Here is a 16,173-nt window from a genome sequence, read left to right as displayed (position 1 = left end):
GCAATGAGCGTGACTTCGGGAACGAAATCTGAAAGCGGCGTCGGCGAAACGATCCGGGTCGTGATCCACGCTCTCCTGATCGCGCTGGTGATCCGCACCTTCCTGTTCCAGCCCTTCAACATCCCGTCCGGCTCGATGAAGGCGACGCTGCTGGTCGGCGACTATCTGTTCGTCTCGAAATATTCCTACGGCTATAGCCACTATTCGATCCCGCTTTCACCGAACCTGTTCTCCGGGCGGATCTGGGGCTCGGACCCGCAGCGCGGCGACATCGTCGTGTTTCGCCTGCCGAAGGACGATTCCACCGATTACATCAAGCGCGTGATCGGCCTTCCCGGCGACCGCATCCAGATGCGGGACGGGCTGCTCTACATCAACGACACGCCGGTCGAGCGGCAGCGGATGAGCGAATATGTCGGCGAGGAGCCCTGCGGCTCGGAAGGCGGCGGCATGTCCCGGGTGAAGCGCTGGAAGGAAACGCTGCCGAACGGCGTGTCCTATGAGACGCTCGACTGCGCCGACAACGGCTACGTCGACAACACCAACGTCTACACCGTGCCGTCGGGCCATTTCTTCATGATGGGCGACAACCGCGACAACTCCACCGATAGCCGCTTCCTCGGCCAGGTCGGCTATGTGCCGCAGGAGAATCTGATCGGTCGCGCCCAGATGATCTTCTTCTCCATCGCCGAAGGCGAGCATGCCTGGATGTTCTGGCGCTGGCCGTGGGCAGTACGCTGGAATCGCTTCTTCAAAATCGTCCGATGAAAGACGAAGCCAAGGACATCCCGATCCAACCGACCGAGGCGCAAGCCGCTCCTGAGAGCGAAGCTGCACCGAAGACGCCTGCCAAGAAGAAGCGCGCGCGAAGCAGCAAGGCCAAGGGCACCGATGCGAACGCGGCGCTCGAGGCCCGCATCGGCCACAGCTTCAGCGATCCGAACATGCTGATGCAGGCGATCACGCATGTCTCGGCGCTGAAGTCGGGGCGCAAGCGCGGCGACAGCTACCAGCGGCTGGAATTCCTCGGCGACCACGTGCTCGGGCTCGTCGTCTCCGACATGCTCTATCATGCCTTCCCGAATGCCGACGAGGGCGAGCTCTCCAAGCGCCTTGCCGAGCTGGTGCGCAAGGAAAGCTGCGCCGACGTCGCCAAGTCGCTCGGCCTGCTCGACGACATCAAGCTCGGCTCGGTCGGCTCCAGCGCCGACGCCCGCCTGCGCAAATCCATCCTCGGCGACATCTGCGAGGCCGTGATCGGCGCCGTCTTCCTCGACGGCGGCTACGCGGCGGCGTCCGAGTTCGTCAAACGCAACTGGACCGAGCGCATGCACAAGCCGCGCCGTCCGTTGCGCGATCCCAAGACCGTGTTGCAGGAATGGGCGCAAGGCAAGGGTCTGCCGACGCCGGTTTACCGCGAGGTCGAGCGCACCGGCCCGCATCACGATCCGCAATTCCGCGTCGCGGTGGATCTGCCGGGGCTCGCGCCGGCGGAGGGCATCGGCGGCAGCAAGCGCGCAGCGGAGAAGGTGGCAGCTTCAGTGATGATCGCGCGTGAAGGTGTTGGCGGCGGCAATGACGGTTGAAGCAAGCGGCGAGACGCCGACGGCAACGCGCTGCGGCTTCGTTGCGCTGATCGGCGCGCCCAATGTCGGCAAGTCCACGCTGGTCAATGCGCTGGTCGGCGCCAAGGTCACGATCGTCTCGCGCAAGGTGCAGACCACGCGCGCGCTGATCCGCGGCATCGTGATCGAGAACAACGCGCAGATCATCCTGGTCGACACGCCCGGCATCTTCCTGCCGAAGCGCCGGCTCGACCGCGCCATGGTCTCGACCGCCTGGAGCGGGGCGCATGATGCCGATCTCGTCTGCGTGCTGCTCGACGCCAAGACCGGCATCGACGAGGAGGCCGAGGCGATCCTCACCAAGGCGGCCAGCGTCAATCACGAGAAGATTCTGGTCATCAACAAGGTCGACCTGGTCCAGCGCGAGAAGCTGCTGGCGCTGGCGCAGGCCGCCAACGAGCGCATGAAGTTCGCGCGGACCTTCATGATCGCGGCGATCTCGGGCGACGGCGTCGACGACATCCGCAAGACGCTCGCGGAAATGGTGCCGCCGGGGCCGTATCTCTATCCCGAGGACCAGATGTCGGACGCGCCGATGCGGCAGCTGGCGGCCGAGATCACGCGCGAAAAAATCTATCAGAAGCTGCACCAGGAGCTGCCCTACCAGTCCACGGTCGAGACCGACAAGTGGGAGGAGCGCAAGGACAAGTCGGTGCGGATCGAGCAAACGATCTTCGTGGAGCGCGAAAGCCAGCGCAAGATCGTGCTCGGCAAGGGCGGCGCCACCATCAAGTCGATCGGCGCGGACTCGCGGAAAGAGCTGATGCAGATCCTGGACGTGCCGGTGCATCTGTTCCTGTTCGTCAAGGTGCGCGAGAACTGGGGCGACGATCCCGATCGCTACCGCGAGATGGGCCTGGACTTCCCGAGAGAATAACCAAGAAACGATCGGTATCCGATGAGCGTGCCCAGCAACATCAGGCGCTTCGAGGCGCTGCTCTATGCATCGTTGATGCTGGACGCCCTGTCGGTGGCGGTGCAGGACCGCACGCCGAATGCCGAGATGACCGAGCAGATGATCACCACGCAGACCTTGCTCGCCGGCGGCATGATCCTGCTCCTCGTGTATTTCGTCAAGCTGGCGGCGCATCATCGCAAGAACTGGCCGCGCTTTGTGCTGGCGGCGGCGCTGGTGCTGTCGGTGATCTCGCTCGGCCAGATCATCGGCGAGAAGGGCCTGGAGCTCGACAGCGCCATCGAGATCGTGTCCTGCGTGCTGACGACGATGGGCCTGTATTTCTCCTTCAGCGGCGACGCGCAGGGCTGGTTCAACGCGTGAGGTCTTGCGCGGTGCCGTAGGGCGGATTGGCGGAGCGTAATCCGCCGTTTGATGTGCACGAGCTATTGGCGGATTACGCCTTCGGCCAATCCGCCCTACGATTGACGGGCGAAATCCGCTACACTCGATCCCATGGAATGGACCGACGAAGGCATCGTCTTGGGCGTGCGGCGGCATGGCGAATCCAGCGCCATCGTGGAGCTGCTCACGCGCGCGCATGGCCGGCATCTCGGTCTGGTGCGGGGCGGTGCCGGCTCGCGGATGCGGCCGCTTTTGCAGCCGGGGAACAGCGTCAGCGCGGTGTGGCGGGCGCGGCTCGACGAGCATCTCGGCACTTATGCGATCGAGGGATTGAAGCTGCGCGCGGCGACGCTGCTGGGATCCTCTCATGGGGTCTACGGCGTCACGCATCTCGCCTCGATTGCGCGGCTGCTGCCGGAGCGCGATCCGCACGAGGAGATCTTTGCGCTGCTCGAGCATTCGCTGGATGATTTCGACGACATCGGCGGTGCCGCCGTGCACCTGATCCATTTCGAGCTGGCGATGCTCGCCGAGCTCGGCTTCGGACTGGCGCTGGAGAATTGCGCGGTGACCGGCGAGACCACGGACCTGATCTATGTCTCGCCGAAGTCCGGCGGGGCGGTGTCGCGCGGGGCGGGCGAGCCGTGGCGGGATCGGCTGTTGCGGCTGCCGCCGTTCCTGCGCCATGGCGAAACCGCCAGCGACCTGACCGACCAGGATCTCCAGGACGGCTTCCGGCTCACCGGCCTGTTCCTGCTCCGCCATGTGCTTGAGCCGCGCGGGCAGGGCCATTCCGATGCGCGCGCCGGCTTCATCAATGCGCTGACCCGGCAACAGGCGACGGCCGCGATTCCTGCGCCATGAGTGAAACGGGACTCTGCAATCTCCGTCAAACATGGAGTTCCCGGGAACGAAATCCCGCCGAGCGGACTTGGCCTTCGGGTTCCACAACGGGGACAGCCTAAATGTTGATCAAGGGATTCGCCTTGTCCGCGGCGCTGCTCGCGTTCGCGCCTGATGCAATGGCCGGCGAGCCGCAACCCGGCGTGTTTCGCCGGGCATCCTGCACCGTCGTCCGGTATTATGTGGCCAAATATTCCGCTGCCGCTGCAGAGACATGGGCGCGGTCGAAGGGGGCCACGGAGGCCGAAATCGAGGCCGCCCGGCGTTGCCTGACCAATATGCCGGCCCCTGTCCCGGACAAGACTCAGACCGTGACAGCCGGCTGGGCCGGCCACTAGGCGGGCCCGGGGAACCAATCCATCCTTGCCCGATTCCCTTCCACGGTTTAACCGGGCGGCATGGGAAAACGAATCGTTCCGCCGGAAGAACCGGCCGAAATTCACGAGGTCCGGCTGCAGGAAGCGCTGGAAGAGCGCTATCTCGCCTATGCGCTCTCCACCATCATGCACCGCGCGCTGCCCGACGCGCGCGACGGCCTGAAGCCGGTCCACCGCCGCATCCTCTACGGCATGCGCCTGCTCAGGCTCGACCCCGGCACCGCCTTCAAGAAGTCCGCCAAGATCGTCGGCGACGTGATGGGCTCGTTCCATCCGCACGGCGACCAGGCGATCTACGACGCCATGGTGCGCCTCGCGCAGGATTTCTCCTCGCGCTACCCGCTGGTCGACGGCCAGGGCAATTTCGGCAATATCGACGGCGATAACCCCGCCGCCTACCGCTACACCGAAGCGCGCATGACCGACGTCGCGCGGCTTCTGCTCGAGGGCATCGACGAGGACGGCGTCGAGTTCCGCGCCAATTACGACGGCCAGTCGAAGGAGCCGGTCGTGCTCCCCGGCGGCTTCCCGAACCTGCTCGCCAACGGCGCGCAGGGCATCGCGGTCGGCATGGCGACCTCGATCCCGCCGCACAACGCCGCCGAGCTCTGCGAGGCCGCGCTGCATCTGATCGAGAAGCCCGACGCGAAATCCAGGGCCCTGATGAAGTGGGTGAAGGGCCCGGACTTCCCGACCGGCGGCATCTGCGTCGACTCCAAGCAGGCCATCGCCGAGGCCTACACCACCGGCCGTGGCTCGTTCCGCGTTCGCGCGCGCTGGTCGCAGGAAGAGGGCGCACGCGGCACCTGGGTCGTCGTCGTCACCGAGATCCCGTTCCTGGTGCAGAAGTCGCGGCTGATCGAGAAGGTCGCCGAGCTGCTCGATCAGAAGAAGCTGCCGCTGGTCGGCGACATCAGGGACGAGTCGGCCGAAGACGTCCGCATCGTGATCGAGCCGAAGTCGAAGAACGTCGATCCCGCGCTGATGATGGAATCGCTGTTCCGGCTCACCGAGCTCGAAAACAAGATTCCGCTGAACCTCAACGTGCTGATCAAGGGCCGAGTCCCCAAGGTGGTGGGACTTGCGGAGTGCCTGCGCGAATGGCTCGACCATCTGCGCGATGTCCTGATCCGCCGCAGCAATTATCGCAAGGCGCAGATCGAGCACCGGCTCGAAGTGCTCGGCGGCTTCCTGATCGCCTATCTGAACATCGACAAGGTGATCAAGATCATCCGCACCGAGGATGAGCCGAAGCCGGCCTTGATGAAGGAGTTCAAGCTCACCGAGGTGCAGGCCGAAGCCATCCTCAACATGCGCCTGCGCTCCTTGCGCAAGCTCGAGGAGATGGAGATCCGCACCGAGGACAAGAACCTCCGTGCCGAGCTCAAGGGCATCAATGCGGTGCTCGCCTCCGAGGCCGAGCAGTGGAAGAAGGTCGGCGAGCAGGTCGGCAAGGTCCGCGACATGTTCGGGCCGAAGACGCCGCTCGGCAAGCGCCGCACCACCTTCGCCGACGCTCCCGAGCACGATCTCGCCGCGATGGAGGAAGCCCTCGTCGAGCGCGAGCCGGTGACGGTGGTCGTGTCCGACAAGGGCTGGATCCGCACCATGAAGGGCCATGTCGAGGATCTCTCGGGCCTTGCCTTCAAGCAGGACGACAAGCTCGGCTTCGCCTTCTTCGCGGAGACCACCTCGAAACTCCTGCTGTTCGCCACCAACGGCAAGTTCTACACGCTCGACGTTGCGAAACTGCCGGGCGGCCGCGGCCATGGCGAGCCGATCCGCCTGTTCATCGACCTCGAGCAGGAGGCGGCTCCCGTCGCGCTGTTCGTCAACAAGGGCGGACGCAAATTCCTGGTCGCTAGCCACGAGGGCCAGGGTTTTGTGGTGAGCGAGGACGATTGCGTCGGTACCACCAAGAAGGGCAAGCAGGTCCTCAACGTCGACATGCCGAACGAGGCGCGCGCGATCACGGAAGTGATCGGCGACACCGTCGCCGTGATCGGCGAGAACCGCAAGATGCTGGTCTTCCCGCTCGACCAGGTGCCGGAAATGGCGCGCGGCCGCGGCGTGCGCTTGCAGAAGTACAAGGACGGCGGGCTCTCGGACGTCGCCGTGTTCGAGGCGAAGGCTGGCCTGACCTGGAAGGACTCCGCGGGCCGCGAATTCTCCGCGACCATGAAGGAGCTCGCCGAGTGGAAGGGCACCCGCGCCGACGCCGGCCGCCTGCCACCGAAGGGTTTCCCGAAGTCGAACAAGTTCGGCAAGGCGATCGGGTAGGGTGTTTTGTGTCCCGGACGCGCTGCAGCGTGCAACGCTGCTGCGCAGAGCCGGGACCACGCTGCACGGGTTGGCTGGGAGACATGGGCCCCGGCCCTGCAGCGCACCGCTGAAGTGGCGCTGCGCTGCGTCCGGGGCACGCGCACCTGCGCGCATGGGCTGCGACAGCGCCGCTCTCCAATTCGCATTCCACCGCTTAGCACCGTCTGATACCGTCCACGACGCCGGTGGTCTGGAATGTCGAGAATGAGCGCGATGTACGATGTCATTGTTGTCGGCGGCGGCTCCGCCGGCGCCGCTGTGGCCGCAAGGCTTTCCGAGGATCCTGCGCGGCGCGTGCTGCTGCTCGAAGCCGGGCTCGACTGGCGTGCCGATGAGGCGCCGTGGGAGGTGCGGACGCCGAATCCGATCCCGATCATCCACAAGCGCGAGTACCAGGAGAAATGGCAGTGGCCTGATCTGCTGTCGCGCCGGGTGGCGGGGCAGCAGCCGCGCTTCTACTGGCGCGGCAAGGGGCTCGGCGGCTCCTCGATGATGAACGGCCAGATCGCGATCCGCGGTGTTGCCGATGCCTTCGACGAATGGGCCGCCCATGGCTGCACCGGCTGGTCGGCGAAGGACGTGATGCCGCTGTTCTCCGTGATCGAGGACGATTTTGAATTCGGCGATGCCGAGGGCCACGGTCGCGGCGGTCCGCTGCCGGTCTATCGCGCGCCGCCGGAAAAATGGGGCCCGATCGACCGGGGCTTGCGCGATGCGGCGCTGGCGAGCGGCTATCCCTGGTGCGCCGATCTCAACGGCCCAGACGGCGAGGGGGTCGCCTGCTATCCCATCAACAGCCGCGACTTGCGCCGCATCAGCACCAATGAGGCATATCTCGAGCCGGCGCGTGGCCGGCCTAACCTCGAGATCCGCGGCCATGCGCTGGTCGATCGCGTGCTGATCAGCGACGGCCGCGCCACCGGCGTCCGCGTTCACGTGGAGGGGCAGGGCACCCAGGAGATCAGCGCGCGGCAGATCGTGCTGTGTGCCGGCGCGATCCATAGCCCGGCGATCCTGCTGCGCTCGGGCATTGGGCCGACCGAGGAGTTGAAGGCGATGGGCGTTGCGGTGGTGCGCGACCTGCCGGTCGGCAAGCATTACTTCGATCACCCGCTGTTTCGCGCAACCATCCAGCTCCACGAGAATCTGCGGCCCACCGATCCTGATACGCGCCACACCAATTGCTGCGTGACCTATTCCTCGGGCCTTGCGGACGGCGGCAAGCGCGACATGATCCTGATCGCCTTCAATCACCGCGGCATCGGCATGCCCGGCGCGATCGGCGCCGGGCTGTTCAACGCGTATTCCCGAGGTACGCTCAAGCTGGCCTCGACCGATCCCGCGATCGATCCTGTCGTCGAGGAGAACATGCTCGCCGATCCCCGCGACATGCTGCGCATGATCGACGCGGTGAGGCGGCTCGCGGTGATCACCTCGCAGCCGGCGCTTTCGGGCATCGCCGACTGGATCCGGCTCGCCGATACCGACCTGACGCTGCCGCAGGCAGCCGCCCTGCCGGATCACGAGCTCGACGCGGTGCTGCGCCGTGAGACCGGTGACATCCAGCACGCTGCCGGCAGCTGCCGGATGAGCGGCATCAATGATGCCGACGGCGTGGTCAACCCTGATGGCACGGTGAAGGGCATCTCGGGTCTGCGCGTCGCCGACGCCTCGATCATGCCGTCCGACTGCCGCGCCAACACGCATTTCACGACGGTGGTGATCGGGGAGGCGATCGCGCGGATGATGATGCGGTAGCGCGGCAACGACGGTGTTCGCGGTTCCCTCCGCGTCATTGCGAGCGTACTGACCTGTCCGCCGTTCGTGACGATCGCGATCCGCCCCTTGTCTCGGGCCAGGGTGTTTTGCTTGTGCGACAACTCCGAATTTCGGTAAAGTGGAATATTTTTGCAGGAAGAGGCTTGACAGGCGGCCTCGTCGGAATGCCGAGCTGTTTTGCCCGACGGCAGCTTGCGCCAGCACGGGAAGAACAGTGCCGTTGCGAGCGACAGCACGACCATTTGCCCGCGGAGCCCTGCGCCCCTCCGAGCATAACCCGATAAAGCGTCAGGCCGAGCCCGCCGCCGAGGAGAGCCGCGCATCGATGGACAGGTCGGTCGTGCACTCATCCAAGGTAAGTTGTTCCTGGCAATGGAAGCTAACCCTGGCGAAAAGGCCCCGCTTTAAGCATTTCACGCTGGAGTCGCGTTCCGGCCGCCGGCGGCAAGTTGCTCAAAACGGGTCGACGAGGTTTCCTTTTTGCCCACTTTCCTCCATAGTTCGGCATGGCAAAAATAAGAGTGAGCTTCAAACCGCTTCGTAAATCTGAGGGCGACTGGGTCATCGTCGCCGAGTATCCAGGCTCAGAACCCCGAGAAATAACCGGCTTTGCGAGCAAAGCCGAAATCGACGATTGGATGAACGGAGAGCGTCGGATTTCTTGGCTCCGGTCACAGGGCTACGCCAAGTGAGATGAAATCCGTCCGGCCATCGCGTCCGTCTGACCTACGGCTGCGGTGAACGTCTGCCCGTCCTTTTGCGATCCGAGCTCCCTCGACCGAAGCCGCGACTCTCGCTGGCGGCCGAAGCTCTCACGGCAAACGGGGTGATCAACACTTGTGGCCCACGCCATACCTCCCGCCGCGTCAAATCTACGGGTGCAAGGATCCAGTCATGACCAAATCGAAACGCTCAGCCGAGCAGCAGATCGCCGATGAAGCCGACCGCAGGGCGCAAAACCCGAACGCAGCGCGGCAGTCGATCGCGGATAGCCAAGCCGATCCCCAGTTTCATGAAAACCACAAGCGTCTGAGAGCGGAGCGGTTGGCGCGAGACGAGGCGCGCAAGCCGTCCAAATGAACACATGGCCGCATGTGTGCTCCTTGCTGCCTCTCCCACGCTGTGGGAGTCCGACAGGCAGGTGCGGGAAGGATGCGGGAATTCACTGAAAATACGAAACTGATCCACCCTAACGACGCGCTCGATCGTCGCAGCAAAAGCGAGGCTACATTAGCTCGAAGGATGGGTAGCTCGTAGGATGGGTCGAGCGTAAGCGAAACCCATCAATCCCCCTGAAGGGAGCGAACGCTTAAAATCTGGCTGACCCCTGCGCCCTGGGGTTGAAGGTTCCATTCTCGGAGGCTACGGTCGCCGTTGTCAACTTGGGGGTGTATTATGAAATCAATGATTGTCGCTTCCGCGTTTTTCGTCGTGTCGGCCGGGCTGACGTCTGCTCACGCCCGCGTCGTCTGTCACCACGATCCTGTGTGCCAAGCTCAGCGTGACGGCACCAGCGTGGATCAGGCCAGAAAGCGAGAACAGGGCGTAACCGACTGCGTGACCGCCGCCGGCTATACTCGCGCGGACTGGAGTGCCTACAGGGTGCCAGAGGGGCCCGCCAAAAAGGTGCGTGCCTGTCTCGCTAGGAAGGGCCTGCCCACGAGTTAACTGAGCGAGTTGATCACTAAACTTTTTGAGTAAGGAGGCCGCTGAATGTTACGCGGGTTTATTTCGCTTGCCGTCGCTTCGATCTGCTCTCAACTATTGCTGTCGGAGGCTTCGGCGCAAGATTTATCCCAATGCACCGCAAGCTTTCCGCTGGCATGCTGCAAACAGTCGTACGCAAAGCATGGCCCATTTGGTTCGCTGACTGGAGCGGCGCAGGAGGCTAGAAACTACGATATGCGGGTATGCGTAGATCGGTTAGCGAAAAAGAAGAGCCGCTGAGAGCGCTTCGCAAATTGACGTTGAACCTGTGGGACCGCCGCGCTGTCCGTTGGAGGGCGAGCGGTCCCCTGGCCGCGCCTCCGGGCCGGCGGTCTAGCTCGTAGGATGGGTGGAGCGTAAGCGAAACCCATCACCCCCTCCGCCGACGACGAGGCAGGGTGGGTTTCGCGAGAGCTCGACCCATCCTTCGCGCCAAGGCCCTAAATCACCCCCATCAACCTCAGGGCCACGCCCGCCGCGCAGCTCCCCGCCAGCACCGTCAGCATCCCCAGCTTGAACCTGAAGATCGCGGTCGCCGCCGCGATCGACAGCACCAGTGCCGGCACGTCGGCGCTCCTGAGCACCGGCATGTCGAAGTTCAGCGGAAACGCATGCACCGGCACTGTTTCGCGGAACAGCGTGTGCAGGGCGAACCAGATCGAGAGGTTCAGGATCACGCCGACCACGGCGGCGGTGATCGCGCTGAGCGCGCCGGCAAGGCCCGTGTTGCCGCGCAGGCGCTCGATATAGGGCGCGCCGACGAAGATCCACAGGAAGCAGGGCGTGAAGGTGACCCAGGTCGCGAGCAATCCGCCGAGCGCGGCCGCGAGCATTGGCGACAGGCCGCTGGGGTCGCGATAGGCCGCCATAAAGCCCACGAATTGCAGCACCATGATCAGCGGGCCCGGCGTGGTCTCGGCCATGCCGAGGCCATCCAGCATCTCGTGCGGCTTCAGCCAATGATAATGCTCGACCGCCTGCTGGGCGACATAGGCCAGCACGGCATAGGCGCCGCCGAAGGTGACTAGCGCCATCTTCGAGAAGAACAACGCGATCTGGCTGAAGACGTTGCCTTGTCCGAGGGCAAGCAACAACACGATGACAGGCACCAGCCAGAGCGCCAACCACAACGCGCCGGTTCGGATCTCGCGCGCGGTGTTGGGCTTGACGTGTTCGGGCACGGCTTCGCCGAGCATGCTGTCGATCGCGGCGCCGCTGCCGCCATGGCCGTGACCGGCCGGGGCGAACTCCGGCCGGCCGCTGCGCGCGCCGGCATAGCCGATCAGGCCGGCGGCGATGATGATGATCGGGAAGGGCACCGCGAAGAAGAAGATCGCGACGAAGGCGATCGCCGCCAGCGCGATCATGATGCGATTCTTCAGCGCGCGCCTGCCGACGCGCACCACTGCCTCGACGACGATGGCGAGCACGGCGGCCTTGAGGCCGAAGAACAATGCCTCGACAAAGCTGACATTACCGAAGGCCGCATAGATGTAGCTGAGGCCCATGATGGCGATGATGCCGGGCAGGATGAACAGCCCGCCCGCCATCAGCCCGCCGGCGGTGCGGTGCATCAGCCAGCCGACATAGGTGGCGAGCTGCTGCGCCTCCGGACCCGGCAATAGCATGCAATAGTTCAGCGCATGCAGAAAGCGGCCTTCGGAGATCCACTTCTTCTCCTCGACCAGGATGCGGTGCATCACCGCGATCTGGCCCGCGGGCCCGCCGAAGCTCAGACAGGCGACGCGAAGCCAGACGTGAAAGGCATCGCCAAAGCTGATGCCGTGACCGGCATCAGCTCCTGCTTGAACGTTACGAATGTCCATTACGCCTTCACCTTGTTGGTCGGCCAGTTGTGGGTCTCGGCCGTAGCATCGCGGCACCAACGGTAGAAGGCATCGTAGAGCAACATGCCGGCCTCGAGCTGTTCGAGGTCGTCGTCATACATCCGCGATAGCCCGAGCGAGGCCGCGAGCAGGCCCGGCGCTTCCGGCGCGAGGTCTGGCCGAGCGGTGTCGGCGCCGCGCACCAGCGTGGCGAGCCGGAGCAGAGCCGGCGTGGCGATGCCGAACTCCTCGATCATGACGTCGAAGGTGCAGAGCTCGCCGCGGTGGCTCCAGAACACGTTCTCGATGTCGAAGGGCGCCGCGTTGAAGCGTTCGCCGACCGCGACCACCTCGGACGGCGCCACATAGAGGAACACCGCGTTGGGGTCGACGAAGCGCCGGATCAGCCAGGGACAGGCGATGCGGTCGACCTTCGGCCGCGCCCGCGTGACCCAGATTGTGCGTCCCTTGGCATCGCGTGGCGGCAGCTTGCGGGCGTCGACCAGCGGCAGCTTGGCCGCCTTCCAGCCCTCGAAGCCATCTTCGAGGGTTTCGGCTTCGGCGCCGAGCTGCCTGAGCCAGGCGGCCGTGCCCTGCGCCAGCTTGGCGCCGCGCAGGCAGGAGACGATGGCGGAGCGGCCGGCAAATTCGCCGCCCCATTCCGCGACGGTCTCGTGGCTGAGCTTGATCGAGCCGGGAATCAGCCGCCGGTCGGCGGCAAAATCCTCCTCGGTGCGGACATCGATCAGCACAGGCGCGTTGGCCGTGCCGATCAGGCGCGCCAATTTATCGGATGATATGGTCGTGAACGTAGCCATGATGCGTCCTCGCATAAATCAGACGGGACGCGATACTTGGGCATGTCGCCTCGTGGGGAGATCGCTCAAATCCCCATGGCACAGATTACATCGAAACTAAGAAGCACTGTCAATCCGAGGGAGCGATTGGACCTTCGAAAAGTCCGGCCCGCCGGTCTATACTAGGCTCAACAGAGCTGAATTTCCTGGAGAATTCGATGCATTCGCATTCCATCGAACAATGGACCCACGACCACGCGTTCCTGGGCGAGAAGCACGACGAGAACGAGCGGCGCACCTGGCTCGTGGTGGTGCTGACGCTGGTCATGATGGTCGCCGAGATCGTTGCCGGCTCGGTGTTCGGCTCGATGGCGCTGCTCGCCGACGGCTGGCACATGGGCACGCATGCGGCCGCGCTGGGCATCGCCGCCTTCGCCTATCGCTTCGCGCGCCGTCACCTGGGGAATGCGCATTTCACCTTCGGTACCGGCAAGTTCGGCGATCTCGCGGCCTTCGCCAGCGCGATCATCCTCGGCCTGATCGCGGTCGAGATCGCCTATGAGAGTGTGCTGCGGCTGATCAATCCTGTGCCGATCGTCTATGGCGAGGCCATGGCGGTGGCCGCCCTCGGCCTCGGCGTCAACCTCGCCAGCGCGTGGCTGCTGCGCGGCAGCCATGATCATCACCATCACCATCACGGGCACGCGCACGGCCATGCACATGACGATCATGGGGACCACGACCACGATCGTCACGGCCATCACCACCATCATCACGACAACAATCTGCGCGTGGCCTATGTCCATGTCATGACCGATGCCGCGACCTCGGTGCTGGCAATCGCTGCGCTTGCGTTCGCGATGTATTCGGGATGGGTCTGGGCCGATCCGGCCGTCGGCCTGATCGGCAGCGTGGTGATCGGGGCTTGGGCGTTCGGCCTCGTCAAGTCGTCGGGCGCGGTGCTGCTCGACGTGCGTGCCGACGAGAAGCTGGAGCGGGTGATCCGCGCGCGCATGGAGGTCGGCGACGACCGCGTCACCGATCTGCATCTGTGGCAGGTCGGCCCCGGCCATTGCGCCGTGCTGCTCTCGGTGGTGTCGGACAGGCCGAAGACGCCTGCTATCTACAAGCGGCGGCTCGCCGGACTGAAGGGCCTCAGCCATGTCACGGTGGAGGTCGAGACCTGCCCGCATTGACGCTGATCTTTGCGGGAATTCTGCCGGCGGAGCGGGGTTGATCCGACGTTGATGCCAAGTCGCGGCCTCGTGGCCGCCAGGGAGGACCAAGGATGCGCAGGACCAAGCTCGCTCTCGCCATTGCCGCACTGGCGCTATCAGGCCCGGCGGCGCTCGCGCAATCGGCCGGCGTCGAAAAGCTCTACGTGCTCAATTGCGGGGAGGGCACCGCGGGCGACATCTCGCGCTGGACGCCCGGGCTGAACGAAGGCAAGACGATGGACTTCGTCGACAGCTGCTATCTGATCAAGCACGCCAAGGGCTGGTTCCTGTGGGACACCGGCATCGCCGATGCCGTCGCCGCGATGCCGAATGGTCTTGCGCCCGCCGATCCCAAGGCCGTCACCTGGCGGCGGCCGAAGACGCTTGCCGCCCAGCTCGAGCAGCTCGGCGTCAAGCCCGACGACGTCAAGGCCATGGCGGTCTCGCACACCCATCCGGACCATACCGGCAATGTGGAGCTGTTTCCGCAATCGATGCTCTACGTGCAGAAGGCCGAATACGACTGGCCCGGCGCCAACAATTCGCCGCGCTTCAAGCCCTCGCACCCCGTGGAGCTGCTCACCGGCGACAAGGACGTCTTCGGCGATGGCAGCGTGACCATCCTGTCGACGCCCGGCCACACGCCCGGGCACCAGTCGCTGCTGGTGAAACTGCCCAAGACCGGCGCGGTGGTGCTGTCCGGTGACGCCGTGCACTTCAGGGATAATTGGGACAATCGCCGCGTGCCCGGCATGAACGTTGACAAGGACCAGACCACGGCTTCGATGCAGAAGATCGCCGACACTCTGGCCAAGGAGAAGGCGCAGCTCTGGATCAACCACGACAAGGCCCAGCGCGACAGCCAGAAGCTGGCGCCGGAGTTTTACGATTAGCGGTGGATCAGCCTTTCGGAGCGGTCACGCCCGGCGGGCTCGCTTCCGGCGTCTTCTTCGGCTTCAGCGTGCCGACATAGAACGAGACGAGCCAGACCATGAGGATGGCGAGGAGATAGACGCCCCAGGCCTGCGGCGGCGTGGTTGCCCAGCGCAACAGGCCTTTGAAGGTGCGGGGCGGATCGTTGTTGTCGCTCATGGCCCGCTTGTGGGCGAAAGCGGCAGCGCGGTCAATCCGGCCGCGGCCTGGTGCGGATCAGGAACAGCGCGGCCAGCGCCGAGAGGCTGAGCGCGGAGGAGACGATCAGCACCTTGGCGCCCATGAGGTCGATCAAGAGGCCGAAGGCCAGCGGTGCCACCGCCTGCGCCATGCGTGCGGGAGCGCCGATGATGCCGAGACGGTAGCCAAAGTCCTTCGGGCCGAAGATCGACAGCGGCAGCGTGCCGCGCGCGATCGTCAGGATGCCATTGCCCGAGCCGTGAAACAGCGCGAACGCGCTCGCCGCGGCACCGCCGAAGATCGCCACGATCACCGCGCCGATCGGGTGGGTGAGGCAGGCAAGCCGCGTCGACCACAACGGATGGAAACGGCTGAGGAAGCCGGCCTCCAGCATGCGTGCACCGACTTGCGCCGGGCCGATCAGCGCGCCAGCCGCGATGGCCTCGGCAGGCGTCGCGCCTGTTGTCTCCAGGATTCGCGGGAAATGCGCGGCCATGGCGCCGGTGACGGTCCAGACCGCCGCGAAGATGAAGGCGAGCAGCAGCATGGTGCGGTCGAGCGGCAGATGCGGCTTTTCGGCGGTGGCCGCCGCCTGCTTGGCGCCCTTGATCGCCGGCAGCACGAAGAAGTTGAGCGGCAGGCCGATCAGGATATTGGCGGCCGCCCAGGCAAAGCAGGTCTCGCGCCAGCCGATATGGGCAAGGCCCCAGGCGGTGAGCGGCCAGCCGACGGTGGAGGCAAAGCCCGCCATCAGCGTGATGCCGGTGATGGGCCGGCGCGCCTCGGTGCCGTAGATCCGCCCCAGCGCGGCGAAGGCGGCGTCGTAGAGGCCCATCGCCATGCCGACGCCGAGCACGAGCCAGGCGATCGCCATCACGGCGACGGACTGCGAGAGGCCGAGCAGCACGAGGCCGGCCGCGATGGTGAGGTTCGAGACCGACAGCACCTGCCGCCCGCCGACGAGATCGATCTGCCGCCCGATGCGCGGGCCGAGCATCGCCGAGATCACCAGCGAAGCCGAGAACGCGCCGAAGATCCAGTTGGAGGACACGCCGAGGTCGCGCGCAATGGGGTCGGCGAGCAGGGCCGGCAGATAATAGCTCGAGGCCCAGGCCAGCGTCTGCGTGGTGCCGAGCGCCAGGATGATCGGAAGCTGGCGCTGGCTCATTCGCGCGTACTTTCGATTCTGGCCGACGAAATCATCATT

At 65.1% G+C, this 16,173-nt stretch carries 15 protein-coding genes; 11 read left to right on the top strand and 4 right to left on the bottom strand.

Features of this window, described 5'->3' with window-relative positions; all coding sequences use genetic code 11:
• The first annotated feature begins 3 nt into the window (after positions 1-3).
• The 9 genes from lepB to RPS27_RS31720 all read left to right on the top strand — a co-directional run bounded on the left by lepB (position 4) and on the right by RPS27_RS31720 (position 9,386).
• Positions 4-768 (top strand): signal peptidase I, encoded by a 765-nt coding sequence (gene lepB, locus RPS27_RS31760; protein WP_212068301.1) that lies wholly within the window; start codon positions 4-6, stop codon positions 766-768.
• On the top strand, positions 765-1,586 hold the full coding sequence (gene rnc / locus RPS27_RS31755) for a ribonuclease III (protein WP_194407721.1): 822 nt from the start codon (positions 765-767) through the stop codon (positions 1,584-1,586). Before lepB ends, rnc begins: the two co-directional genes overlap by 4 nt.
• The gene (gene era, locus RPS27_RS31750; RefSeq protein WP_194407722.1) at positions 1,576-2,502 is read left to right on the top strand and encodes a GTPase Era; all 927 of its coding nucleotides are present in this window, start codon (positions 1,576-1,578) and stop codon (positions 2,500-2,502) included. Before rnc ends, era begins: the two co-directional genes overlap by 11 nt.
• A gap of 21 nt (positions 2,503-2,523) precedes the next feature.
• Complete coding sequence (locus RPS27_RS31745; RefSeq protein WP_212068300.1) at positions 2,524-2,904, top strand: hypothetical protein; 381 nt, start codon at positions 2,524-2,526, stop codon at positions 2,902-2,904.
• Between the two features lie 132 nt (positions 2,905-3,036).
• A complete protein-coding gene (recO, locus tag RPS27_RS31740) occupies positions 3,037-3,789 on the top strand; it encodes a DNA repair protein RecO (protein WP_212068299.1) in 753 nt (250 codons plus the stop codon).
• 101 nt (positions 3,790-3,890) lie between these two features.
• The gene (locus RPS27_RS31735; RefSeq protein WP_194407725.1) at positions 3,891-4,166 is read left to right on the top strand and encodes a hypothetical protein; all 276 of its coding nucleotides are present in this window, start codon (positions 3,891-3,893) and stop codon (positions 4,164-4,166) included.
• A gap of 60 nt (positions 4,167-4,226) precedes the next feature.
• The gene (parC, locus tag RPS27_RS31730; protein WP_194407726.1) at positions 4,227-6,485 is read left to right on the top strand and encodes a DNA topoisomerase IV subunit A; all 2,259 of its coding nucleotides are present in this window, start codon (positions 4,227-4,229) and stop codon (positions 6,483-6,485) included.
• A gap of 255 nt (positions 6,486-6,740) precedes the next feature.
• Positions 6,741-8,285, top strand: coding sequence for a GMC family oxidoreductase (locus RPS27_RS31725; RefSeq protein WP_212068434.1), 1,545 nt, complete (start codon positions 6,741-6,743; stop codon positions 8,283-8,285).
• Between the two features lie 915 nt (positions 8,286-9,200).
• Positions 9,201-9,386, top strand: coding sequence for a hypothetical protein (locus tag RPS27_RS31720; protein ID WP_194407727.1), 186 nt, complete (start codon positions 9,201-9,203; stop codon positions 9,384-9,386).
• Positions 9,387-10,453: 1,067 nt separating this feature from the next.
• Here the strand turns inward: RPS27_RS31720 and chrA are convergent.
• Both chrA and RPS27_RS31710 read right to left on the bottom strand, forming a co-directional pair.
• Positions 10,454-11,839, bottom strand: coding sequence for a chromate efflux transporter (gene chrA, locus RPS27_RS31715; protein ID WP_212068298.1), 1,386 nt, complete (start codon positions 11,837-11,839; stop codon positions 10,454-10,456).
• Positions 11,839-12,657: a chromate resistance protein ChrB domain-containing protein gene (locus RPS27_RS31710; protein WP_212068297.1), complete on the bottom strand. Its 819-nt coding sequence runs from the start codon at positions 12,655-12,657 to the stop codon at positions 11,839-11,841. The genes chrA and RPS27_RS31710 overlap by 1 nt, the downstream gene beginning before the upstream one ends.
• Positions 12,658-12,854: 197 nt before the next feature.
• On the opposite strand from RPS27_RS31710, the gene dmeF reads away from it, so the two are divergent.
• Both dmeF and RPS27_RS31700 read left to right on the top strand, forming a co-directional pair.
• A complete protein-coding gene (gene dmeF, locus RPS27_RS31705) occupies positions 12,855-13,832 on the top strand; it encodes a CDF family Co(II)/Ni(II) efflux transporter DmeF (RefSeq protein ID WP_212068296.1) in 978 nt (325 codons plus the stop codon).
• A 92-nt stretch (positions 13,833-13,924) separates the two neighbouring features.
• The gene (locus tag RPS27_RS31700) at positions 13,925-14,746 is read left to right on the top strand and encodes an N-acyl homoserine lactonase family protein (protein ID WP_212068295.1); all 822 of its coding nucleotides are present in this window, start codon (positions 13,925-13,927) and stop codon (positions 14,744-14,746) included.
• Between the two features lie 7 nt (positions 14,747-14,753).
• Here the strand turns inward: RPS27_RS31700 and RPS27_RS31695 are convergent, their stop codons facing one another.
• Both RPS27_RS31695 and RPS27_RS31690 read right to left on the bottom strand, forming a co-directional pair.
• Positions 14,754-14,945, bottom strand: a complete 192-nt coding sequence (locus RPS27_RS31695; protein WP_212068294.1) for a hypothetical protein — start codon at positions 14,943-14,945, stop codon at positions 14,754-14,756.
• Positions 14,946-14,976: 31 nt separating this feature from the next.
• Complete coding sequence (locus tag RPS27_RS31690; RefSeq protein WP_212068433.1) at positions 14,977-16,134, bottom strand: MFS transporter; 1,158 nt, start codon at positions 16,132-16,134, stop codon at positions 14,977-14,979.
• Between the last annotated feature and the right edge of the window lie 39 nt (positions 16,135-16,173).

It is taken from the genome of Bradyrhizobium sp. WYCCWR 12699, assembly GCF_032144035.1.
GTDB lineage: Bacteria > Pseudomonadota > Alphaproteobacteria > Rhizobiales > Xanthobacteraceae > Bradyrhizobium.
Note: the sequence above shows the minus strand (reverse complement) of the source record. Positions and strands in the feature narration are given on the sequence as shown.

Coding starts and splice junctions, on each gene's coding strand:
- RPS27_RS31735 (WP_194407725.1), top strand. CDS start 3,891: ATGTTGATCAAGGGATTCGCCTTGTCCGCGGCGCTGCTCGCGTTCGCG.
- RPS27_RS31700 (WP_212068295.1), top strand. CDS start 13,925: ATGCGCAGGACCAAGCTCGCTCTCGCCATTGCCGCACTGGCGCTATCA.
- RPS27_RS31690 (WP_212068433.1), bottom strand. CDS start 16,134: ATGAGCCAGCGCCAGCTTCCGATCATCCTGGCGCTCGGCACCACGCAG.
- RPS27_RS31725 (WP_212068434.1), top strand. CDS start 6,741: ATGTACGATGTCATTGTTGTCGGCGGCGGCTCCGCCGGCGCCGCTGTG.
- dmeF (WP_212068296.1), top strand. CDS start 12,855: ATGCATTCGCATTCCATCGAACAATGGACCCACGACCACGCGTTCCTG.
- rnc (WP_194407721.1), top strand. CDS start 765: ATGAAAGACGAAGCCAAGGACATCCCGATCCAACCGACCGAGGCGCAA.
- parC (WP_194407726.1), top strand. CDS start 4,227: ATGGGAAAACGAATCGTTCCGCCGGAAGAACCGGCCGAAATTCACGAG.
- RPS27_RS31720 (WP_194407727.1), top strand. CDS start 9,201: ATGACCAAATCGAAACGCTCAGCCGAGCAGCAGATCGCCGATGAAGCC.
- RPS27_RS31745 (WP_212068300.1), top strand. CDS start 2,524: ATGAGCGTGCCCAGCAACATCAGGCGCTTCGAGGCGCTGCTCTATGCA.
- lepB (WP_212068301.1), top strand. CDS start 4: ATGAGCGTGACTTCGGGAACGAAATCTGAAAGCGGCGTCGGCGAAACG.
- era (WP_194407722.1), top strand. CDS start 1,576: ATGACGGTTGAAGCAAGCGGCGAGACGCCGACGGCAACGCGCTGCGGC.
- chrA (WP_212068298.1), bottom strand. CDS start 11,839: ATGGACATTCGTAACGTTCAAGCAGGAGCTGATGCCGGTCACGGCATC.
- recO (WP_212068299.1), top strand. CDS start 3,037: ATGGAATGGACCGACGAAGGCATCGTCTTGGGCGTGCGGCGGCATGGC.
- RPS27_RS31710 (WP_212068297.1), bottom strand. CDS start 12,657: ATGGCTACGTTCACGACCATATCATCCGATAAATTGGCGCGCCTGATC.
- RPS27_RS31695 (WP_212068294.1), bottom strand. CDS start 14,945: ATGAGCGACAACAACGATCCGCCCCGCACCTTCAAAGGCCTGTTGCGC.